Annotated in this window: 18 protein-coding genes; 10 read left to right on the top strand and 8 right to left on the bottom strand. The window is 43.6% G+C overall.

Annotation, left to right across the window (positions count from 1 at the left end):
• The first annotated feature begins 175 nt into the window (after positions 1–175).
• On the top strand, positions 176–2,734 hold the full coding sequence (leuS, locus tag OSCI_RS24215; RefSeq protein ID WP_007357825.1) for a leucine--tRNA ligase: 2,559 nt from the start codon (positions 176–178) through the stop codon (positions 2,732–2,734).
• 151 nt (positions 2,735–2,885) lie between these two features.
• Here the strand turns inward: leuS and OSCI_RS24210 are convergent, their stop codons facing one another.
• The 3 genes from OSCI_RS24210 to OSCI_RS24200 form a co-directional block, all read right to left on the bottom strand.
• Positions 2,886–4,058 (bottom strand): CO2 hydration protein, encoded by a 1,173-nt coding sequence (locus OSCI_RS24210; RefSeq protein WP_007357824.1) that lies wholly within the window; start codon positions 4,056–4,058, stop codon positions 2,886–2,888.
• 223 nt (positions 4,059–4,281) lie between these two features.
• Positions 4,282–5,781 (bottom strand): NADH-quinone oxidoreductase subunit M, encoded by a 1,500-nt coding sequence (locus OSCI_RS24205; RefSeq protein ID WP_007357823.1) that lies wholly within the window; start codon positions 5,779–5,781, stop codon positions 4,282–4,284.
• A 188-nt stretch (positions 5,782–5,969) separates the two neighbouring features.
• Positions 5,970–7,844, bottom strand: a complete 1,875-nt coding sequence (locus tag OSCI_RS24200) for an NAD(P)H-quinone oxidoreductase subunit F (RefSeq protein WP_007357822.1) — start codon at positions 7,842–7,844, stop codon at positions 5,970–5,972.
• A gap of 531 nt (positions 7,845–8,375) precedes the next feature.
• On the opposite strand from OSCI_RS24200, the gene OSCI_RS24195 reads away from it, so the two are divergent.
• The 8 genes from OSCI_RS24195 (at position 8,376) to OSCI_RS24165 (ending at position 14,251) form a co-directional block, all read left to right on the top strand.
• Entirely contained in the window at positions 8,376–8,687 is a 312-nt protein-coding gene (locus OSCI_RS24195) for a carbon dioxide-concentrating mechanism protein CcmK (protein WP_007357821.1), read from the top strand.
• An 85-nt stretch (positions 8,688–8,772) separates the two neighbouring features.
• The gene (locus OSCI_RS24190; protein ID WP_007357820.1) at positions 8,773–9,114 is read left to right on the top strand and encodes a carbon dioxide-concentrating mechanism protein CcmK; all 342 of its coding nucleotides are present in this window, start codon (positions 8,773–8,775) and stop codon (positions 9,112–9,114) included.
• Positions 9,115–9,254: 140 nt separating this feature from the next.
• On the top strand, positions 9,255–9,557 hold the full coding sequence (locus OSCI_RS24185; RefSeq protein ID WP_007357819.1) for a EutN/CcmL family microcompartment protein: 303 nt from the start codon (positions 9,255–9,257) through the stop codon (positions 9,555–9,557).
• 84 nt (positions 9,558–9,641) lie between these two features.
• Positions 9,642–11,291, top strand: coding sequence for a ribulose bisphosphate carboxylase small subunit (locus OSCI_RS24180; RefSeq protein ID WP_007357818.1), 1,650 nt, complete (start codon positions 9,642–9,644; stop codon positions 11,289–11,291).
• 162 nt (positions 11,292–11,453) lie between these two features.
• Complete coding sequence (locus OSCI_RS24175; protein ID WP_007357817.1) at positions 11,454–12,080, top strand: hypothetical protein; 627 nt, start codon at positions 11,454–11,456, stop codon at positions 12,078–12,080.
• Between the two features lie 160 nt (positions 12,081–12,240).
• Positions 12,241–13,020 carry a carbon dioxide-concentrating mechanism protein gene (locus OSCI_RS24170; RefSeq protein ID WP_007357816.1) on the top strand — a complete coding sequence of 260 codons (780 nt, stop codon included), beginning with the start codon at positions 12,241–12,243 and terminating at the stop codon, positions 13,018–13,020.
• Between the two features lie 95 nt (positions 13,021–13,115).
• The gene (locus OSCI_RS32530) at positions 13,116–13,250 is read left to right on the top strand and encodes a hypothetical protein (RefSeq protein ID WP_407635874.1); all 135 of its coding nucleotides are present in this window, start codon (positions 13,116–13,118) and stop codon (positions 13,248–13,250) included.
• Positions 13,247–14,251, top strand: a complete 1,005-nt coding sequence (locus OSCI_RS24165; protein ID WP_007357815.1) for a tetratricopeptide repeat protein — start codon at positions 13,247–13,249, stop codon at positions 14,249–14,251. The genes OSCI_RS32530 and OSCI_RS24165 overlap by 4 nt, the downstream gene beginning before the upstream one ends.
• A 161-nt stretch (positions 14,252–14,412) precedes the next feature.
• On the opposite strand, the gene OSCI_RS24160 is transcribed toward OSCI_RS24165, so the two are convergent.
• From OSCI_RS24160 to OSCI_RS24145, 4 genes are all read right to left on the bottom strand, one after another.
• Positions 14,413–16,071: a mucoidy inhibitor MuiA family protein gene (locus tag OSCI_RS24160; protein ID WP_007357814.1), complete on the bottom strand. Its 1,659-nt coding sequence runs from the start codon at positions 16,069–16,071 to the stop codon at positions 14,413–14,415.
• Positions 16,072–16,207: 136 nt separating this feature from the next.
• The gene (locus OSCI_RS24155; protein ID WP_007357813.1) at positions 16,208–17,098 is read right to left on the bottom strand and encodes a methylenetetrahydrofolate reductase; all 891 of its coding nucleotides are present in this window, start codon (positions 17,096–17,098) and stop codon (positions 16,208–16,210) included.
• 199 nt (positions 17,099–17,297) lie between these two features.
• The gene (gene trpS, locus OSCI_RS24150) at positions 17,298–18,311 is read right to left on the bottom strand and encodes a tryptophan--tRNA ligase (protein ID WP_007357812.1); all 1,014 of its coding nucleotides are present in this window, start codon (positions 18,309–18,311) and stop codon (positions 17,298–17,300) included.
• A gap of 53 nt (positions 18,312–18,364) precedes the next feature.
• A complete protein-coding gene (locus tag OSCI_RS24145; protein ID WP_007357811.1) occupies positions 18,365–18,925 on the bottom strand; it encodes a Uma2 family endonuclease in 561 nt (186 codons plus the stop codon).
• A gap of 58 nt (positions 18,926–18,983) precedes the next feature.
• On the opposite strand from OSCI_RS24145, the gene OSCI_RS24140 reads away from it, so the two are divergent.
• Entirely contained in the window at positions 18,984–19,283 is a 300-nt protein-coding gene (locus tag OSCI_RS24140; protein ID WP_007357810.1) for a hypothetical protein, read from the top strand.
• A 243-nt stretch (positions 19,284–19,526) separates the two neighbouring features.
• Here OSCI_RS24140 and OSCI_RS24135 read toward each other — a convergent pair whose 3' ends face one another.
• On the bottom strand, positions 19,527–19,793 hold the full coding sequence (locus tag OSCI_RS24135) for a hypothetical protein (protein ID WP_007357809.1): 267 nt from the start codon (positions 19,791–19,793) through the stop codon (positions 19,527–19,529).
• Positions 19,794–19,875: the final 82 nt, after the last annotated feature.

Below are 19,875 nucleotides of genomic sequence, written 5' to 3'. Positions count from 1 at the left end.
GAATTCTTGAAAGAGGCGAGCGCCACCTTACAAGTTATAACGTTTATTTATATTCACCTACTTACCAGTTTTCAGTTAACAGTTAACAGTCAACAGTTAACAGTTAACAGTTAACAGTTAACTGAAAACCGCTATAGTAAAGATAAATATGACTGACTAAGCAAGAGAGACTTCCGTGCAACCATACACCCCCTTATCCATCGAGCAAAAATGGCAGAAGGCTTGGACTGAACAAGGCTTAGACAAAACGCCAGAAACCTCAGACAAACCTAAATTTTATGCCCTGTCCATGTTTCCGTACCCATCTGGCAATCTGCACATGGGTCACGTCCGCAACTACACGATTACCGACGTAATTGCCAGACTCAAGCGGATGCAAGGCTATCGCGTGCTCCATCCGATGGGGTGGGATGCCTTTGGGCTTCCCGCAGAGAACGCCGCGATCGAGCGACGCATTCCCCCTGAAAAGTGGACATATCAAAACATTGCTCAGATGAGATATCAATTGCAACAACTCGGCTTTTCTATTGACTGGAGCCGAGAAGTTGCGACCTGTTCTCCTAATTATTATCGTTGGACGCAATGGCTGTTTTTACAATTTTTTAAAGCGGGATTAGCTTATCAAAAAGAAGCAGCCGTGAACTGGGACCCAATCGACCAGACAGTATTAGCAAATGAACAAGTTGATAGTGAGGGGCGTTCTTGGCGTTCTGGTGCAATAGTCGAGCGCAAAATGTTGCGCCAGTGGTTCTTAAAAATTACTGACTATGCCGAACAACTATTAAATGACCTGGATAAATTATCAGGTTGGCCGGAAAGAGTTAAGTTAATGCAAGCTAACTGGATTGGCAAATCTGTAGGCGCTTATTTAGAATTTCCTATTGTGGGAATGGATGAAAAAATAGGCGTATTTACTACTCGACCCGATACGGTTTATGGTGTTACTTACATTGTCCTCGCACCGGAACATCCTTTAACAAAGAAAGTAACAACAACTGAAAGAATGACTGCTGTAGAAGCCTTTATTAAAGAAGTTTCTACCCAAAGTGAATTAGACCGGACAGCCGAAGATAAGCCCAAGCGCGGTATTCCCACTGGTGGCAAAGTAATTAATCCTTTTACAAATGAGGAAATACCCATTTGGATTGCTGATTATGTCCTGTTTGAATACGGCACTGGGGCAGTTATGGGCGTACCTGCTCACGATACGCGGGATTTTGTATTTGCTAATCAAAATCAGTTGCCCATTAAAGTTGTAATTGTCGATGATGATGAACTTCCACTAACAGCAGCTTATACTGAACCTGGAATTATGATTAATTCTGGTGAGTTTAATGGTATGGCTTCAACTAAGGGGAAAGAAGCTATTATTCGCCACGCCGAAAATCAAGGTTATGGCAAAGCGCGAGTACAATATCGCTTGCGAGATTGGTTAATTTCTCGTCAACGTTATTGGGGAGCACCCATTCCAGTAATTCATTGTCCTCAGTGCGGAAGTGTCTCTGTACCTGATGAAGATTTGCCTGTATTATTGCCAGAAAATGTGAAATTTACAGGGCGCGGCGGTTCGCCTTTAGCACATTTAGAAGATTGGGTAAATGTGCCTTGTCCTAGTTGCGGAACGCCTGCAAAGCGGGAGACTGACACGATGGATACCTTTATTGATTCTTCCTGGTATTTCTTGCGTTTTCCCGATGCCAATAATGAGGAAAGCGTGTTTGATTCGGCAAAGACAAATGACTGGATGCCGATAGATCAATATGTAGGAGGAATCGAACACGCGATTTTACACTTATTGTATTCGCGCTTCTTTACCAAGGTATTGCGAGACTGCGGTTTGATCGATTTTGACGAACCATTCCAGCGGCTATTAACTCAAGGGATGGTACAGGGAATTACGTATAAAAATCCCGTGACTAAGAAATACGTTCCCTCAGCAAACATAGACTCTACTAATCCTAAAGATCCGCAGACCGGCGAAGCCTTGGAAGTCTTTTATGAAAAGATGTCCAAATCGAAATATAATGGTGTTGACCCCTTGGAAGTAATGGCTAAATATGGGGCAGATACGGCGCGAATGTTTATTTTATTTAAAGCGCCACCAGAGAAAGATTTGGAGTGGGATGATGCTGATGTTGAAGGGCAATTTCGCTTTTTAAATCGCGTTTGGCGGTTGGTAACGGAGTTTGGTGCTACTCTTCCCAATTCTGTTGGTAAACAGGAGGAAGTTCCTACCTCTTTGAGCAAAGTTGAGAAGGATTTACGGCGGGCAATTCACACGGCAATTAAGGAAGTAACGGAGGATTTAGAGGGGGATTATCAATTTAATACGGCTGTCTCTGAAATGATGAAGCTCAGTAATGCAATTAGCGATTCTACTTGCAAAGACTCGCCAATTTATGCTGAAGGTATGAGAACGCTAATTTTGCTCTTAGCACCTTTTGCGCCGCATATTGCTGAGGAGTTATGGCAGATTATTGGCAATAGTGAATCTGTACATCATCAAACTTGGCCTGTTGCGGATCTCTCTGCTTTAATTGCTGATGAAATTACTCTGGTGATTCAAATTATGGGCAAGACTCGCGGCACAATTCAAGTTCCTGCTACTACTGATAAGGATGCTTTAGAAAAGTATGCTCGTGAGTCGGAGGTTGCACAGCGTTACCTTGAAGGTAAGGAGATTAAAAAAGTGATTGTGGTTCCAGGAAAGTTGGTTAATTTTGTTGTAGCTTAAACTGTTCGTTTTGCTAATAGTCAGTTTTTGTAATTGGTAATTGGTAATTACTCTGCGACTAAAGAAACCGGGTTTTTTGCCGAGTCTATGGGTTATAACGAAGTATTTTCGTAAAAAACCCGGTTTCTGGGCCCTATGCAAAGAGCTAATTCTAACTCTTTCTTTCCGGGAAAAGTTGACAGGCTCTTTCCGTTGGCTTATTAACAAAGTCTAATTGAGACGTTACAAATCGATCCATCCAATTTTCCAAATAAGCACGATTAGCCTTTTGTTCCTCCGCATCAGAAGTATCAATCGGATAAGGTGCTAATCCTAAAATTGCGGCTGTTGTTACGCAAAACATTGACTTCTGAAAACTCTGACAAATTTGCACCCGCAAATCATCTTCACCCCGACAACTCATGCGATAAATTTCGTGCAAATACTCTGGCAAGAAATGCCGCATATCCTGCATTGCTTGAGTCGGCGGAATGCCACCACCTCCTATCGGCAAAGGGTCAGCATATAAAGCACCGTAGGCAAAGTCTGCTTGATTTGAGGGTACTTGATGAGCTTGAGCATTGTAGGAAATTACGCCAAAGAAAGGAGTTCCCCGGAAGAAAATCGCTTCGACATAAGGCACGGCGACATCTACTAAAAATGTCAAGCCAGCAGCAGCAGGAAGGATATCATAGACTTCATTGCCAATCTTGACGCTGTAGGTAATCGGGTTATTTGCTGCTTTTACTAAAGCAGCTTTAATATGATCTACAACTTGTGGAATTGATTTAATTTCTCCTTTATCGTAGCGATCTGATAAAGCAAGAAACATATCGCTCATTACTCGCCAGAATTGCCCTAAACCGCTGTAGTAAGCTAGCACTCGCACTTGTTCGAGCAAAAAGTCAGGGAATAGTCGATTGAGTCCTAGAATTGGCCAATTTCCTTTAACTTTAGCTTTGATGGCCTTCTCAGCAAGGTGGCAAAATTCTGGCGAATCTAAATAAGTATCCAAACCGCCGCCGCCGTGCCAAAGCATCGTTCTCATGCAATACTCGGCATATTCATAATTGATGCGATCGTGCCACCAGTAACGCAGCAATTTAGGCAGATTAATTTCGCCGTTAAAGTATTTGAAAAAGGGGAAAAGTTCTAAAAATTGATTATCTGCAATGTAGATCAGATTGTCGGAATAAGCGCCAATAACTACACCGTAACTTTTCAGAATCCCTACGACTTCTACGAGATTTTCGGCTGAGTCAGGAAGTAAAGCTTCGCCAGATTCTAAACGTTGGATGTAAGAGCTGAGAATATGGGTAGATGGTTTTAATGCAGTTCTTGTCATTTGGGTTCACTCTCTATAACTATTTTTTTATCTGTTCTTATTCTGACTGTTTTGGGTTAGTAAGAAAGAAGCAATTTATTCCTTTTCAGATAGAACTTACGCAAGCTTTACGTAACGCTACCATCTTGGCGGTAAAGTCACCGTCAAGATGGCGGCCGTACTGCGATCCTGCGTAAGTCATGTCAGAGTAAAAAACTTTCAAAAGGACTGAGATGCTTGTTTACTAGAGCTTTGAATCAAAGCTTTGAGATAGTTGGACTACAGACTGCACTGGTGCTACTATTGCTGTGGCTGTGGCCTCGCTGAGTCCAACTACTACGCTGGGCAGCAATCCTAAAATAATAATGATTACAGCTAGTATCATTGGGGGAATGCGATCGCGCCACAATACTTGAGGTAAGTTAATCACTAAATCGGAAAGCCGACCGAAAAAGGCGCGGTTAACCATGATTAAAAAGTACACTGAAGTTAAGCCCGTGCCAATCATGCACAGCAATGTTTGCACGGGAAATACAGGCATACTTCCCCGAAACACTAAAAACTCAGCAATGAATCCCGCCATGCCGGGGATACCTGCACTTGCCATTACTCCTAAAATCATTAAAGTTCCAATCATGGGCAATCCACGTTCGGGATTGAGTAAACCTTTAATTGTGTCTAAATCGCGACTGCCGGATTTTTTGTAAACAACACCAACGCTGAGAAATAGCAGCCCGGAAATTAAGCCGTGACTGACCATTTGCAGGACAGTTCCGATTAAACTCACTGGAGTAGCGGCGGCACTTCCTAATAGGATATAACCCATGTGGGCGATAGAACTATAGGCTACCATTTTTTTCATGTCTTTTTGCGCGATCGCACAACTTGCCCCATAGAGCACGCTGACAACTGCCCAACTTGCTAACCAAGGGGATAAGATTGCCCACGCTTGGGGAAATAAACCTAACCCAAATCGCAACATCCCATAAGTTCCCAATTTCAGCAGTACGCCTGCTAGTAATACGGAAACTGGTGTGGAAGCTTCAACGTGAGCATCAGGTAGCCAAGTATGAAAGGGAACTAAAGGAATTTTAATTGCAAATGCTACCAAAATTCCAGTTAGTAAAATGATTTGGGTTCTCAATGGTAAAGACGATGCCTGCAACGTTTCTAAATCAAAACTGCCAGCCCCGCTGAACCAAACTACACCTAAGAAAGATGCTAATACCAGAATTCCCGCAACCGCAGTGTAGAGCAAAAACTTAGTAGCTGCATAGCCTTTGCGAGCGCCTCCCCAAATGGCAATTAGCAGATAAAGTGGGATTAGTTCTATCTCAAAAAATAGGAAGAACAGCAACAAATTTTGAGCCAAGAATGCACCAGCAACTCCGCCAGCTATCAGCAGCATTAAAGCATAATAAACTCTCGGTCTGTGGATAGATTCATCTGTACTATAGATGGCGATACCTGTCAACAGGCTATTTAAAATTACCAAAGGTAAAGATAAGCCATCAATACCCAGGTTATAGTTTAATCCCAAGGGTTTTATCCAGGGGAGAAATTCAGAGAACTGTAAACCACCAACACTAGGATCGAACTGAGTTGCTAAGAATACAGACCACAGGAAAGCTGCACCAGCAATTACAAGCGAGATCTTCCGAGAAATATTAGGCGCGATGACTCCTGGCCAAAACCCAATTACAGCCGCCCCTAATATTGGTATCCAGATTAAAGCACTAAGCATCAATTAACTTTCCCCCTATTGCACACCCATTGAGTTTGAGTGATATCATATCAAAATCCACCTTTCCCACTTCCAAAAAAAACTAATAGATTGCAGATGAAAATGCAAACAAATACAAATCCCCCAATAGAAATTTAATTCATCTGCATTCATCGGCCAAAGCGCGGCGGCTAACCCAACTTCTGGGGTTAAAAGATGCCAATCATCAGGAATAACAACATCCCCACTCCCACAACAATAGTCAGCACATAAAATTGCGACTGCCCAGTAACGCCATACTTCAATCCTTCTCCACTAAAAAGAGTGGCTAAACCAAACAAATTAACTACCCCATCGATCGCATAGCGGTCAACCCAAGCGCTAGCCTTGGAAATCATCTCAACCGCCCACACCACAGTCAACCGATAAACCCGGTCAATATAAAAGTCATAAGCAAACAAATCCTGCAAATACTTCCAAGGGAGGCGCACTGGTTTCGGCCACAGATCGTAAATGTAAATCGCCCCTCCAATTACCGCCCCAACTAAGCCAGACAGGGCCAATAAAGGTACATCTAACTGATTAATAATCTGTTGTAAAGACCAGACATCAGAATTGTCAACCCAAGGGCCACTCCAACTAATTAATAATTGCCAGTTCTGCAACATCAAAGGCATCAATAGCGCTACCACTATCATCGATACCATTGGTACAGCCATCGGCCATGCTACCTCTGGAGCTCTGCGAGTTTTCGGTTGCGATTTGCCCGCAAACACTAAACCAAATACGCGAGTTAAATTCAAAGTCGTTAAACAATTCACCAACAGCAACACTGCAACTAGCCACCAAGGAACTATCCAAAAACCATTAATCCAGCGCCGCATCGCCCAAAAACTTCCCAGGGGTAGTACCGCCACCATACTTGTAGCGCCGACAACGTAAGCAATAGTTGTAGCAGGCATTTTTGACCACAAACCACCCATTTCTGTCAAGTCTTGAGTGTTAGTTGTCAAAATAATTGAGCCGGCGCTCATAAATAATAGGGCTTTGGCGATCGCGTGCGTAAATAGCAACAGCAGAGCTATATCTACATGATTCTGACCCACCGCAATGAACACCAAACCCAGATAAGCACTTGTCGAATGGGAAAATGCCCGCTTAATATCAATTTGGGCGATCGCTACCAGCGAAGCCCCGATCGCAGTCACAGTCCCAATAATCTCCAAAGTCATACCAGTCAGCGGCGACAGCGCCAAAACAGGCTGTAGCTTAATCAACACATAAGCTCCCGTCGCCACCACCACCGTATTCCGCAAAATAGAAGCCGGATTTGGCCCCTCCATCGCCTCATCCAGCCACAAATGCAGGGGAAATTGAGCGCACTTGCCAATGGGCCCGGCAATCAAAGCCAAGCCCAACAAAGTCGCCGTCAGCGGTGGTAAAGTTGCAGTTTGTGCCCACCGTTCCAAATCCGCAAAATTCAAACTCCCCGCCAGCGTCGAAAGCGTCACCACTCCCATCAGCAGCAACACATCACCCACCCGCTTCGTCAAAAACGCATCCCTAGCAGCCGTCACTACCAAAGGTTGAGCGTACCAGAACCCCACCAATAGATAAGTCGAAAGCGTCAGCATTTCCAGCAAAGCATAAGTCAGAAACAGCGAATCGCTGATCGCAATCCCGCTAATCGCCCCTTCAAAAAAGCCCAGCAACGCGAAAAATCGAGCCAGAGCCCAGTCTTTTTCCATGTATCCCAAGGCATAGATTTGCGCTATCAAGCTCAAACCCGTTACCAACTCCATTGCACCCACGCTCAATGAGGAGATTTCTAGAGCAAAAGACAAATCTAAGTCACCCGCTTGTAGCCAATGCAGGAGTAACTGTTGAGGATCTTGACCCCAAGTCGCCCTGAATAAAATTGACCCATGTATGAAGGCGAACACAGTCATCAATAAATTAAAGTAGGCCGCTGGCCGAGGGCCCGTCCTGCGGATGCTTCCAGTTGACCAAGGCAAGGTTAAAACCGCACCGAACACGCCGTATAAAGGTATCCACCAACAGCTTTGCAGGAGGAACTGAGTCATTGAATTTATCCTTGAAATTTCACTTTGAGGAATTGCCCCCGAAAATCGGGGTTTGGGGGATCTGCCGCGTAAGTCCGATCAACTCTAGAAGTCAGACCAAAGTTGGATTATAGAGTTTTGGCAAAATACTTTCTATTTTGTTTAAATATACCGCTTTGAGCCCCAAATAGTAGAAAGTGCGATCGCCAAAAATCTGCCCCATCCCCCACAGCAAACTGAAGTTATATCAGCATATTTACTTATTCAACAAATTAGATCATAATTGCGATAATTGAAAGGCAAGTACATCTATGAATATTAACTTTATTAAAGAATTATTAAGTTAATTGACGCATTACTAAATTTAATTTTTCTTATTAAAAATTATAATGGCGGTTTATATTGTCAACGGGGCCCCATTCTCCTATTCTTAAAATAGGTAACGTTAAAACCGTTTTCCCAGGCTGAAATGGGTGGGGCTTCCCGTCCAAATTTTCAGAAATCTCAAAGATTTGCACCTTTGATTCTGCTAAATCTCAAAGGAGATCGAATATGTCAATTGCTGTTGGAATGATTGAAACAAAAGGCTTCCCGGCTATAGTCGAAGCCGCTGACGCGATGGTGAAAGCTGCGCGCGTCACCCTTGTCGGCTACGAAAAAATCGGCAGCGCCCGCGTGACAGTCATCATCCGGGGCGATGTCTCAGAAGTGCAAGCCTCAGTCGCCGCCGGCGTTGAATCAGTCAAACGGGTAAACGGCGGAGAAGTAGTCTCCACCCACATCATCGCCCGCCCTCACGAAAACCTCGAATACGTTCTGCCAATTCGTTACACCGAAGCCGTAGAACAATTCCGAGGCTACTAAAAATTGCAAGTTTGCCCTCAAGCAAACTGCAACCCCTTCTTATCAAACGTATATTTCTGCAAATCTTAATTTAGGAGTCAAACCAATGGCAATTGCAGTAGGCATGATCGAAACCCTCGGTTTCCCAGCAGTGGTAGAAGCTGCCGACGCGATGGTGAAAGCCGCTCGCGTCACCCTCGTAGGCTATGAAAAAATCGGTAGCGCTCGCGTGACAGTAATTGTCCGGGGTGACGTTTCAGAAGTGCAAGCCTCAGTCGCCGCTGGCGTTGAGTCAGTCAAGCGAGTTAATGGCGGCCAAGTTTTGTCTACCCACATCATCGCTCGTCCCCACGAAAACCTAGAATACGTCCTGCCCATCCGCTACACCGAAGCTGTAGAACAGTTCCGGGAAAGCGTCAGCGGCATCCGCCCTCTGAACAGACCATAAGACGGAGCATCTAATGAAGCGTGAAGGATAAAACTCGATTTTAGACTTCAGATTTTAGACTTCAGACTTGAGACTTCAGACTTGAGCTTTCAGACTTAAGATTTCAGGCTTAACACATCAAAACTTCCCAATCCCATCAAATGCAAATTGCCAAAGTTCGCGGCACAGTTGTCAGTAACCAAAAAGAGCCGAGTCTCAGAGGATCAAAACTGCTGCTGTTGCAGTTTATAGATGAGGAAGGCGCACCCATGCCCGGATATGAGGTGGCAGCAGATAGTGTAGGCGCTGGTTTTGATGAGTGGGTTCTAGTTACTCGCGGCAGTGCCGCCCGTCAAGCAGAAGGGAACGAACATCGTCCGATAGACGCTCTCGTAGTAGGGATTATTGATACTGTCAGTGTAGAAAATCGCCTCATTTACAGTAAAAAGGACGATTCCCGCTAGTTATGCAATTTGTTAACTGTTAACTGTTAACTGTTAACTGTTAACTGTTAACAAAATTTTGTTCAATGTAGGAGAAATGTAATTATGGCAGTCCGCAGCATTGCGGCTCCCCCGACTCCTTGGTCGAAGAACTTAGCCGAGCCAAAAATTCACGATACAGCCTACGTGCATTCTTTTTCCAATATTATTGGAGACGTGCAAGTTGGTTCTAACGTGCTGATTGCTCCGGGAACATCTATCCGGGCTGATGAAGGTACTCCTTTCCAAATTGGGGACGGAACTAACATTCAAGACGGAGTAGTAATTCACGGTCTAGAGCAAGGCAGAGTAGAAGGGGACGATGGCAAGTCTTATTCCGTTTGGATTGGGAAAAATACTTCTATTACCCACATGGCCTTAATTCACGGCCCGGCTTATGTCGGTGACGATTGCTTTATCGGCTTTCGCTCAACTGTGTTTAATGCCAGAGTGAATAATGGCTGCATTATCATGATGCACGCGCTAATTCAGGATGTGGAAATTCCCGAAGGTAAGTATGTGCCTTCGGGAGCAATCATTACTAACCAGCAACAAGCTGACCGCTTGCCGGATGTCCACGACGCGGATTTGCATTTTGCCCGCCACGTAGTGGGAATTAATGATGCTCTCAGAGCAGGTTATCGCTGCGCTGATAACATCGCGTGCATATCGCCGCTTCGTGACGAACGGAATAAATCATCATCTAAAAATGGGTCGCCGAAGATGCAAACTAGCTATGCAGGCTCGTCAAGTAGCCAATTGAATCAGCAAACCGTTGAGCAGGTACGCAACCTCTTGGCTCAAGGTTACAACATTGGAACAGAATATGCAGACCAGCGTCGCTTCCGCACCAGTTCTTGGCAAAGCGGGCCTTCTTTGCAAGGTAAGCGTGAAGGTGAGGTCTTCGCGACTCTGGAATCTTTGATGAACGAGCACAAGGGTGAATATGTGCGCTTGATTGGGATTGACCCCAAGGCTAAGCGTCGTGTTTTGGAAGAAATTATCCAACGGCCAGGAGAGAATAACTCTAATGGTTCTGCGGCTCCGAAGTCTAATGGGAAAGTTGCTTACGGTAATCACAGTAGTGGTTCTGTGTCAAGTGGCAAGTTGAGTGCAGAAGTTGCCGAACAAGTACGCGGCCTTTTGGCTCAGGGTTACAAAGTTGGTACTGAACACGCCGACCAACGTCGTTTCCGCACCAGTTCTTGGCAAAGCGGAGCGTCAATTCAGGCGACAGGCACAGCCCAAGTAATTGCGGCGATCGAGGCGCTGATGACTCAGTACGCAGGGGAATACGTGCGCTTGATTGGGATTGACCCTAAAGCGAAGCGGCGGGTACTTGAAGAGATTATCCAGCGACCAGACGGCCCTGTTGCTCAAACAGCTAAGGCTAATGGGGGAACAGCTTCGGCAGCTTATAGCTCTAAAGCTTATAGCTCTCATTCCAGTAATGGTTCCTTGGCTCAAGGGACGGTGGAGAAGGTACGTAACTTACTGGCACAAGGTTACAAAATTGGTACGGAACACGCCGATCAGCGCCGCTTCCGTACCAGTTCTTGGCATACTTGCTCTCCGATTGATTCCAATCGCGAAGCTGAAGTGCTTGCTGCTCTGGAAGGCTGTATGAACGAGCATAAGGGTGAATACGTGCGCTTGATTGGGATTGACCCTAAAGCGAAGCGGCGGGTTCTTGAAGAACTCATCCAACGTCCTTAAATATCTGTTGAACCCGCCCCGATCGCAGTGGGCGGGTTTTGTACAGAAGTTATCTGTTGGTTGCAAAAATATCCGCTAAACCCTCCCTTAAAACCGCTCTAGCAGTTTTCCATCGGGTAGGTACTGCTTTTATTAGCAATTAGCAATTAGCAATTACCAATTATGTACGTATCGCCACTGCAACTACTTAGCAACTCTCAGATTTATGTGAGTGGCGATGTAACTGTTGATGAGGGCGCGGCGATCGCGCCTGGTGTCATCCTCAAAGCTGAGCCGGATAGTAAAATAGCGATCGCATCCGGTGCTTGCATCGGTATGGGCACGATCCTCCACGCCCGTGGAGGTACTCTGATCGTAGAAGCTGGCGTTATCCTGGGAACAGGGGTGCTGGTGGTAGGTGCTGGGAAAATTGGCGCTAATGCCTGTATTGGCTCAGGGGTGACAATTTTAAATCCTGCAATTGAGAACTCGCAAATGTTGGCTGCTGGTTCTTTGATCGGAGATAGTAGCCGCCAAGTAACGGCAAGTGTAGAAGCTCCACAGCCTGCTAAGCCGCCTGTGGAAGTCCCCGCGACAGCAGAGGCGAGCTCAGAGCCAGTACCGGAACAAATCGCACAGTCAGTACCGGAGTCAGCCAAAGAAGAGCGATCGCCAGAACCTGCAATGTCCATGGGGATTATGCACGGTCAAGCTCACATAAATAGTCTGATGACGACGCTGTTTCCCCATCGGGCATACTTTAAGAATGAGGAAAACGGTAAGGCTCCCCCTCCTAGTAGCTCCGCATAATTGCGTGCAGATTTCGCTATAATTGGCCCGATCGCGATCGCCAATGCTTTGTGGCAGTAATGAAGTTATGAGTATTTCGCCAATCTGTCTTGGGCTCTGTCAAACTAAAACTATAGATAAGTATTTATTTTGAGTAACTATCCTCTAATGGAGGTTTAAAATGGACACCCACACCCCAAGACCAATCGCTTACGAGCGATCGCACCACGAACAAAGCTTTAAGGATATGGCTCTGGGTTTAGTATCAACCCGAAGTTTTCCTGCGATCGTTGGGACTGCTGATATGATGCTGAAGTCAGCGGGGGTGACTTTAGTAGGATATGAAAAAATTGGCAGCGGTTACTGTACGGCGATCGTGCGTGGCAGAATTTCTGATGTCCGTTTAGCCGTAGAGTCGGGTGCTCAGACAGCCGAACAATTTGGGCAATTTGTTTCTAAGTTAGTGATTGCTAGACCTTTACCAAACTTGGAAGAGGTACTTCCAATTGGGGCACGTTTGTCCGAACTTTCCCTTAGCGGTGGTCACTCTCGCTTGAGCAATCAAGCGATTGGCCTGCTAGAAACGCGGGGCTTCCCGGCAATGGTCGGTGCTTGCGATGCTATGCTCAAGTCAGCCGAAGTACACTTAGCCGCCTATGAAAAAATTGGATCGGGTTTGTGTACCGCTATTATCAGAGGTGCAGTAGCAGATGTGGCGATGGCGGTTGAGGCGGGAATGTACGAAGCTGAGCGCATTGGTGAGTTAAATGCGGTGATGGTAATTCCTCGACCTTTAGAAGATTTGGAGCAAACTTTACCTTTAGCAAGTTGTTGGATTGAAAAGCCAAAAACGGTGCTTTTGCCTATATCGGTTAAGGAAAAGGAAACAGAAAAAGAACTGATTCAGCTTCCAGAATTGGAGGTCGTGCCAATGTATATTGAAGAACAATACAGGGAATAGTTAATGGTTAATGGTTAATGGTTAGTTGTGAGTTATTAGTGGTTAGTTGTTAGTGGTTAGTTGTTAATACAAGTTTTTAAGGGTAGGTACTTCTTATAACTACCAATTACCAATTATCAATTACCAATTATCAATTACCAATTATCAATTACCAATTATCAATTACCAATTACCAATTACCAATTAAATTTTGTACCTTGCCAAGTATTTCTAAGGGAGAAAGCAGATGAATATTAAGCAATTGTACAAGCGTGGTTTAAACAAAGCTAAAAAAGGATACTACGAAGATGCGATCGCGGACTTCAATCAGGTACTTGCAATCAATCCTAGCGATGCCAAAACTTATAACAATCGCGGCCTAGTTTACTATTATCTTAAAGATTACCAGAAAGCAATTACAGATCTTAGCCAAGCACTAGATATTAGCCCTGATTTGTTTGAGGCTTACCTCAACCGAGGAAATGCTTGGCGACATTTAGGAGAAAATCAAAAAGCAATTGAGGATCTTAACCGCGCACTAGAAAGCAATCCTCAAAGCGATGCAATCTATAATAATCGAGGGCTGGTTCTAGCAAATTTAGGAGAATACGATGCGGCAATTCACGATTACGATCGAGCCATAGCTATTAATCCTAGTAACTATAAAACTTATTACAATCGAGGACGGGCTTACTATCTTTTGGGAGATAAGCAGAAAGCAATTGATGATTTTAATCAAACATTACAGCTTAATCCCACTTACATCAAGGGTTATATCAATCGTGGTTTATCCTATCACCACTTAGGAGACAATCTGAAAGCAATTGATGATTATAATGAAGCACTCAAGCTCGATCCAACAAATGTTTATGCGTTCTATAACCGAGGTTGTGTTCGCTATAAATTGCTAGAAATGAAGCTGGCAATTGAAGATTTTGACAAGGCATTACAGCTCGATCCTACTTACGTTAAAGCTTATCTAAATAGGGGTTTAGCGCGATATAAATTGGGAGATGCACCAGGAGCTAATAAGGATTTCTATCACGTAATGTGCATCAATTCTGAAGCTTATTTCTTCTATCAGGCGCAGCGCTGCACTCCTCATGTTAAAGCTTACTCCAAAGAAGCACCGCGCATGGAAGTTAATAATGGTGGGGAATATTTCAATACAACTTTAGGCTCTCTTTGGGACCCAGATGATTTGATCAATAGATCGGAAATTATTTGTGAAGGTGAGTTTCTCAATGATTAGAATTTGGTAATTGGTAATTGGTAATTGGTAATTGGTACGCCGCAGTAGTTTCAAAGTATTGCGATTGCTAAGCCCTAACGGGCAGGCTACGCCAACGCTTGGCTTGCAATGACAACTAACAACTAACCACTAACCACTAACCACTAACCACTAACTATTAGCTAAATATCTAAACCCAATATATTTAAGTCAGGAGAATGCTCGACGACAAACTGATAGTATAACTCTTGTTTACCTTGAGGTGGAAGCTCGATTACCCATTCTAACAAGCCCATTTCTCCTAGTTGTACCTTTGGATTAGTCAGAGTAAGGCGCACCTTTATTTGCTCGTTGCGACTCACTGGTAGTTGCTCTTTCAGGGTCAAACTTGCTGAGACTTGTCGTAAATTTGTAATGATCAGCCGATAAGCATAACTCGTGCGTCGCTGATTACCGATTAATTTCTTATCTACTTGTCTTTCAACTAACTCGCGCTCAATCTTTAACCCTTCATCAATACCTAAATTAAGCTTAAATTCTTGGCCAGGGGCAATATTTTCTAACTGGGTTGTACCAACAAAAGTGTTGTCCCGAAAGATATTAGCTTTCCCTGGTAATAATGTCGCTCCAGTGAGAGGATTAGTTACAACTGCTTGTAAATAGGCGAAACTAACTAATCGAGGAAGAACAATATATTCAGGGTGACTGGGGTAATTTTCATTAAAAATAGTTACTTTTTGCGGATTTCCATCATTAGGGATATTGCTATTTCCTCCTATTTGAAATGTGACTACACCGCCTTCTGTAGAAACTGTGGCTGTCGCCGTTTGAGCGGCTATGGGTGCGGATGCTGGAAATACGCTCCCTAGATTTTCTTCGTCTTCCAATACCATATCTGCGGCCCTAAATATTTCTTCGCTGGCTGCGGTTTTTCTCATAGTTCTTTGTCTCATAAATTCTGGCTTGTCGATAGGTATTGGGTGAAATACATCGATATACCAAGGGTCAAGCTTAGGCGGTAAAGTTCCTAATCCTGGTTTAGCTGTAGACAAAGTGAGTGCTATATTTGTCCAATCTTCACCTGTATTCTGATTGACTTCGGCTAAGTAACTAAGATTAATTTGGTTGTCGGTGGTGTTTACGCGCAAGTCATAAAGTGGTGTCCAACTGGCTCGATTTATCATATAAGACACTTCTAATTCAAAATCGCCACTTTCACTTGCTTCTATGGCAACAAAAATGCTAAAACTTTCTTGAGGACGATGATTTTGTATTTGCTGTAATTGTCTGCGGATAGCTTGTAATTGTTTATCTAACTGTTGCTGCTGTTTTTCTAGCTGCGCTATCGCGCCGATATATTTCCGGTAATTTTGTCCTAAGAAATTTAATAATTCTCCAGTTTCATTCAAGCCAACCTGTTGTTTTGCCAGACTACTAGAAAAGAAACCGACTGATTTATCGCTTAATCCTTCGACAAATTTAAGTTGTAATTTTCGCGCTGTTAATTGATCTGCAATTGTGCGTTTTTGTTCTTCTAGCTGCTCGATTCTTTTAGATAATAATCTATTTTTTTCTTCTACTGGTTCAGTTGTAAAGATTTGTTCTGTGCGAACCCCTAATAAGTTTACTGCTATTGTACCGGCACCAGTTGCTCTTACAGACTCAGTTTGAATTGTTCGGGGGAGAGAGGCGATAACTAATTCTTTCTCGTTCCCAGTTAATGTTACTAAACCTCGGCGCGTCACCCGCGCTTGATTTGTGTAGACGGTTACTTCTGAGATTTGGGAGTCTACTATTTTGATATGTTCTCGATCGGGATTGGGTAATTCTGAATTAGTCATTGCTACTAATACCTTTACGAAATTCTTTGATTGCTTCTAAAGGGGAACTAATTAAAATGCAGCGCAGTAACAAAGACAAATCTAATTCGGGTATGAATTAGCTGCTAGATAGGGGTTGACAACCATTCCATTGTAATTAAGTTAGTGGTGGAATTCCGGCCTTATCCAGAATTTGGGGAATTAAATCTTCCCGCTTCACGGCCATAACATGAACTCCTTGACAAAGTTGCCGCGCTAATTGAACCTGTTCTGCGGCAATTTTTATCCCTTCTTCTAAAGGTTCTGAAGCATTTGCTAAACGATCGATTATGTGCTGGGGGATATTAACGCCGGGTACGTATTTATTGATAAATTCGGCATTTTTTGCAGATTTCAGTAGAAATATTCCTGCTAAGATTGGCTTGTTACAACCTGCGGCGATTTGATTCATAAATTTATCTAAAATTTCAAAATCGCTGATTAATTGACTTTGGAAAAATTGAGAACCTGCTGCTATTTTCTTCTCGAATCGACTTTGCAATCCTGACCAACTAGGGGATTGAGGATCGACGGCTGCACCTACAAATAATTCGGTAATGCCATCGGTTAAAGGTTTGTCATTCCAGTCAGTACCGCAATTCATTTTTTGAATTAATTGCAGCAATCTTACTGCTTCTAAATCAAAAACACTTTTGGCTTTGGGATGGTCGCCTGCTTTGACTGGATCGCCTGTTAATGCTAGGATATTTCTGATGCCTAAAGCGTGAGCGCCCATGAGGTCAGCTTGAATACCGATTTGGTTGCGATCGCGACAAGCTACTTGACAAATTGGTTCTATTTCGTGTTGTAATAAAATTACGGAAGCTGCCAAAGGACACATCCGCAATACGGCTCTACTGCCATCGGTAATATTGACTGCATGGACTCTATCTTTGAGAGTTTGAGCCATTTTAATCATGTGGGTGGGGTCGCCGCCTTTGGGCGGTGTCACCTCGGCGGTAATGATAAATTCTCCAGGGGTTTTGCAGGCGGTACGAAAACGATTCATCCGATTTGATATTTGAGATTTTACTTGGTTATTGAGTTTCTAAAACTGGGCGGTTAAAACCGCTTCTACACAAACTAAACCCGCCTACGCGGGTTTTAACAACCTGGTTTTTTTATAGTCCGCGTAGGGGGACTTTGTTTGTGTTCCCGCATTACTTAGCGAATTATATTCGCTGGGGGGTTTTAACTTATTTTACCTATCAATCAGGGAGAGAATAACCAAAGGCTTTTTTAACTTTTGTAAGCGTTTGGTTGGCGATCGCACTAGCTTGTTCCTTCCCCTGACGCAAAACTGATTCCAGATAGCCGCGATCGTCCATTATATCTTTATACTTGTCCTGAATCGGTTTGAGCGCGTTAATTGTCGTTTCTGTCAACAATGGCTTAAATTCACCCCAACCCATATCTTGACACTCTGCGGTAACATCTTCCTTAGTTTTCCCAGAGAGTAGCAGATAAAGTGTCAATAAGTTTCTAGCTTCGGGGCGATCGCTACTGTCAAAGGTCAAACCTCGCACCGCGTCAGTTTTGCAGCGCTTAATTTTTTTAGCGATCGCATCTGGGGAATCTAGCAAATTAATCCGACTTTGTTCCGAAGGGTCAGACTTAGACATTTTACGAGTTCCATCAGTCAAACTCATCACTCTGGCCCCTTCCTTGCGAATTAGGGGATCGGGAAGTTTCAACACTGGATTTTCCGGTGTACCAAATTGATGATTTAATCTGACAGCAATATCGCGGGTAAGTTCCAAGTGTTGCTTTTGATCTTCCCCCACGGGCACTTTATCGGCATTATAGAGTAAAATATCCGCCGCCATTAACACGGGGTAATTTAGCAAACCCGCATTTACATTTTCTCCCTGTTTGACAGCTTTTTCCTTAAACTGAATCATATCTTCCAGCCAATTGATCGGCGTGATACAGTTAAGCAACCATGCTAATTCAGTGTGAGCGGGGACGTGAGACTGCACGAAGATGGTAGAATGTTGTAAATCTATACCGCAAGCTAAGTACAAAGCTGCGATCGCGTAAGTATCTGACGCTAACGTTGCTGGATTGTGGGGTGCAGTAATCGCGTGTAAATCGACCACACAGAAGAAATTTTCATACTGACTTTGACCTTCTACCCAGTTACGAATAGCACCGAGATAATTACCAAGGTGGAGATTACCGGTTGGTTGAACTCCAGAGAGGACGCGCAGTTTTTTATCCATGAGTTAGAATTGAACTGAAATCAATTATTTAGTGTGACACGATATTTTAACTATTAATCAAACACTGGCGGCCAAAGTTCAGAAATTGGCAACTCCCAACCAGGAAATAATTCTGGTATCGTCAAAGTATCGCTGCTAGTTAACACTACAGGCTCACCTGTAAGACGATAAATAGTAACTGTTTCTTTGTCAGGGTCAACCAGGAGGCCAACTTGAGATCCGAGTGCTAAAAAAGATTCGATTTTTTCAACAATGAGTTTAATTCTATCAGTTTTAGATTTAATCTCTACCATCAAGTCGGGGACTAGCTGCACAAAACTTCTTTGACTGCGTTTGAGCTTTTCGGCCTTGACAAAGGATACATCAGGAGCACGTAAATCTGCATCAGGATTGGGGAGGATGAAGCCGCCACTGGAGTCATACACGCGCCCCATTTTGCGCGGAATGACCCACACATTTAGAAAGTAGCTTAACCTAGCGCCGATTTCGCTGGATGTGATGTCACAAGGCCCCATAACGCTAATTTTCCCTTCTACAAGTTCTAGTTGGTAGTCCTGATGAGATTCTTGGAGGGTGGTTTGCATCCGCTCTAAGTCTTTAAGTGTTAGAGTCATAATAACTATGTCGGGGTGAATGGCAGTATAGTTTTTGTAGCTTAACCTGATTCTAATTATGACTTACTCTTCTCAAAATCCCATTCTTGAACTGAAGAAGTGCCTGATGCTGGCCCAGGATGTTACGAATCACGTCGAGGCAAATCGAGCGTTTGAGCAATTGTGCAACCTTATAGACGCTGAAAATCCAATGGCGGCGCAACTTTTGGAGATGCTATGGCAAGATACGATCGCGGCGAGGCGATCGGCTGCTTTTTGGCAGCAAATGAGTGATGTTGAGAAAGACATGGCTAATAAAATGATGGACAATATGGCAGAGATGCGGCAGAATTATCTGCGGTTAATGCAGGAAATGTAGGGTGAAAATACGGATTTTGAACGCAGATACAGAGATAATTTGCTTGAAATTTGAGAATGATGAACTCATTTTTTAATTGTCTGTTGTTGGTATCTGCGTTTAAATCCGTGTTTGTTATTCTTAAATTTGACAATGAAAATGAAACTAGAAAATTTATCGACAGAAATTCTAGATAAAATGCAGTTTGCGATCGCGTCAAGGGAGAAAACTTTTTTCTGGCAATTTTATATCACGAATGGTTTGTTATTGAAAGATCGGAAGTTTTGGAACTATGTTACTAGCATCCCAAGTAATTATTACAGGTCTATCGGTTTCATTGAGGGCTGTTATCGTGCCGTAATAATTGCCAGATTTGACGATATCGCCTACTTTAAAGGGAAGTTGAGCGAAAGGAGGCAGACTGAGAAAAGGAAAAATTACCGCTACCACTTCTTTGACTTCACTGGGGGGAGCGTTGTCAGGTTTAGAGCAAGTATTTGAGAAGCCAATTAAAGTCGTGTTAGAGTCCATAACCTTTGAGAAGTTAATTGTTTTCAACTTCTCCCGTTAGGGGATATCTTCTTGCGCTTAATCCCTAAATTAATTCAAATTA

Source organism: Kamptonema sp. PCC 6506, from assembly GCF_000180455.1.
In the GTDB taxonomy this organism is placed as follows: Bacteria; Cyanobacteriota; Cyanobacteriia; order Cyanobacteriales; family Microcoleaceae; genus Kamptonema; species Kamptonema formosum.
The sequence above is the reverse complement of the archived record's forward strand: the minus strand, read 5'-3'. Positions and strand labels throughout refer to the sequence as shown.

Coding starts and splice junctions, on each gene's coding strand:
- trpS (WP_007357812.1), bottom strand. CDS start 18,311: ATGGATAAAAAACTGCGCGTCCTCTCTGGAGTTCAACCAACCGGTAAT.
- OSCI_RS24145 (WP_007357811.1), bottom strand. CDS start 18,925: ATGACTCTAACACTTAAAGACTTAGAGCGGATGCAAACCACCCTCCAA.
- OSCI_RS24200 (WP_007357822.1), bottom strand. CDS start 7,844: ATGACTCAGTTCCTCCTGCAAAGCTGTTGGTGGATACCTTTATACGGC.
- OSCI_RS24165 (WP_007357815.1), top strand. CDS start 13,247: ATGAATATTAAGCAATTGTACAAGCGTGGTTTAAACAAAGCTAAAAAA.
- OSCI_RS24160 (WP_007357814.1), bottom strand. CDS start 16,071: ATGACTAATTCAGAATTACCCAATCCCGATCGAGAACATATCAAAATA.
- OSCI_RS24190 (WP_007357820.1), top strand. CDS start 8,773: ATGGCAATTGCAGTAGGCATGATCGAAACCCTCGGTTTCCCAGCAGTG.
- OSCI_RS24170 (WP_007357816.1), top strand. CDS start 12,241: ATGGACACCCACACCCCAAGACCAATCGCTTACGAGCGATCGCACCAC.
- OSCI_RS24175 (WP_007357817.1), top strand. CDS start 11,454: ATGTACGTATCGCCACTGCAACTACTTAGCAACTCTCAGATTTATGTG.
- OSCI_RS24205 (WP_007357823.1), bottom strand. CDS start 5,781: ATGCTTAGTGCTTTAATCTGGATACCAATATTAGGGGCGGCTGTAATT.
- OSCI_RS24135 (WP_007357809.1), bottom strand. CDS start 19,793: ATGGACTCTAACACGACTTTAATTGGCTTCTCAAATACTTGCTCTAAA.
- OSCI_RS24185 (WP_007357819.1), top strand. CDS start 9,255: ATGCAAATTGCCAAAGTTCGCGGCACAGTTGTCAGTAACCAAAAAGAG.
- OSCI_RS24155 (WP_007357813.1), bottom strand. CDS start 17,098: ATGAATCGTTTTCGTACCGCCTGCAAAACCCCTGGAGAATTTATCATT.
- OSCI_RS24140 (WP_007357810.1), top strand. CDS start 18,984: ATGACTTACTCTTCTCAAAATCCCATTCTTGAACTGAAGAAGTGCCTG.
- OSCI_RS24180 (WP_007357818.1), top strand. CDS start 9,642: ATGGCAGTCCGCAGCATTGCGGCTCCCCCGACTCCTTGGTCGAAGAAC.
- OSCI_RS24195 (WP_007357821.1), top strand. CDS start 8,376: ATGTCAATTGCTGTTGGAATGATTGAAACAAAAGGCTTCCCGGCTATA.
- OSCI_RS24210 (WP_007357824.1), bottom strand. CDS start 4,058: ATGACAAGAACTGCATTAAAACCATCTACCCATATTCTCAGCTCTTAC.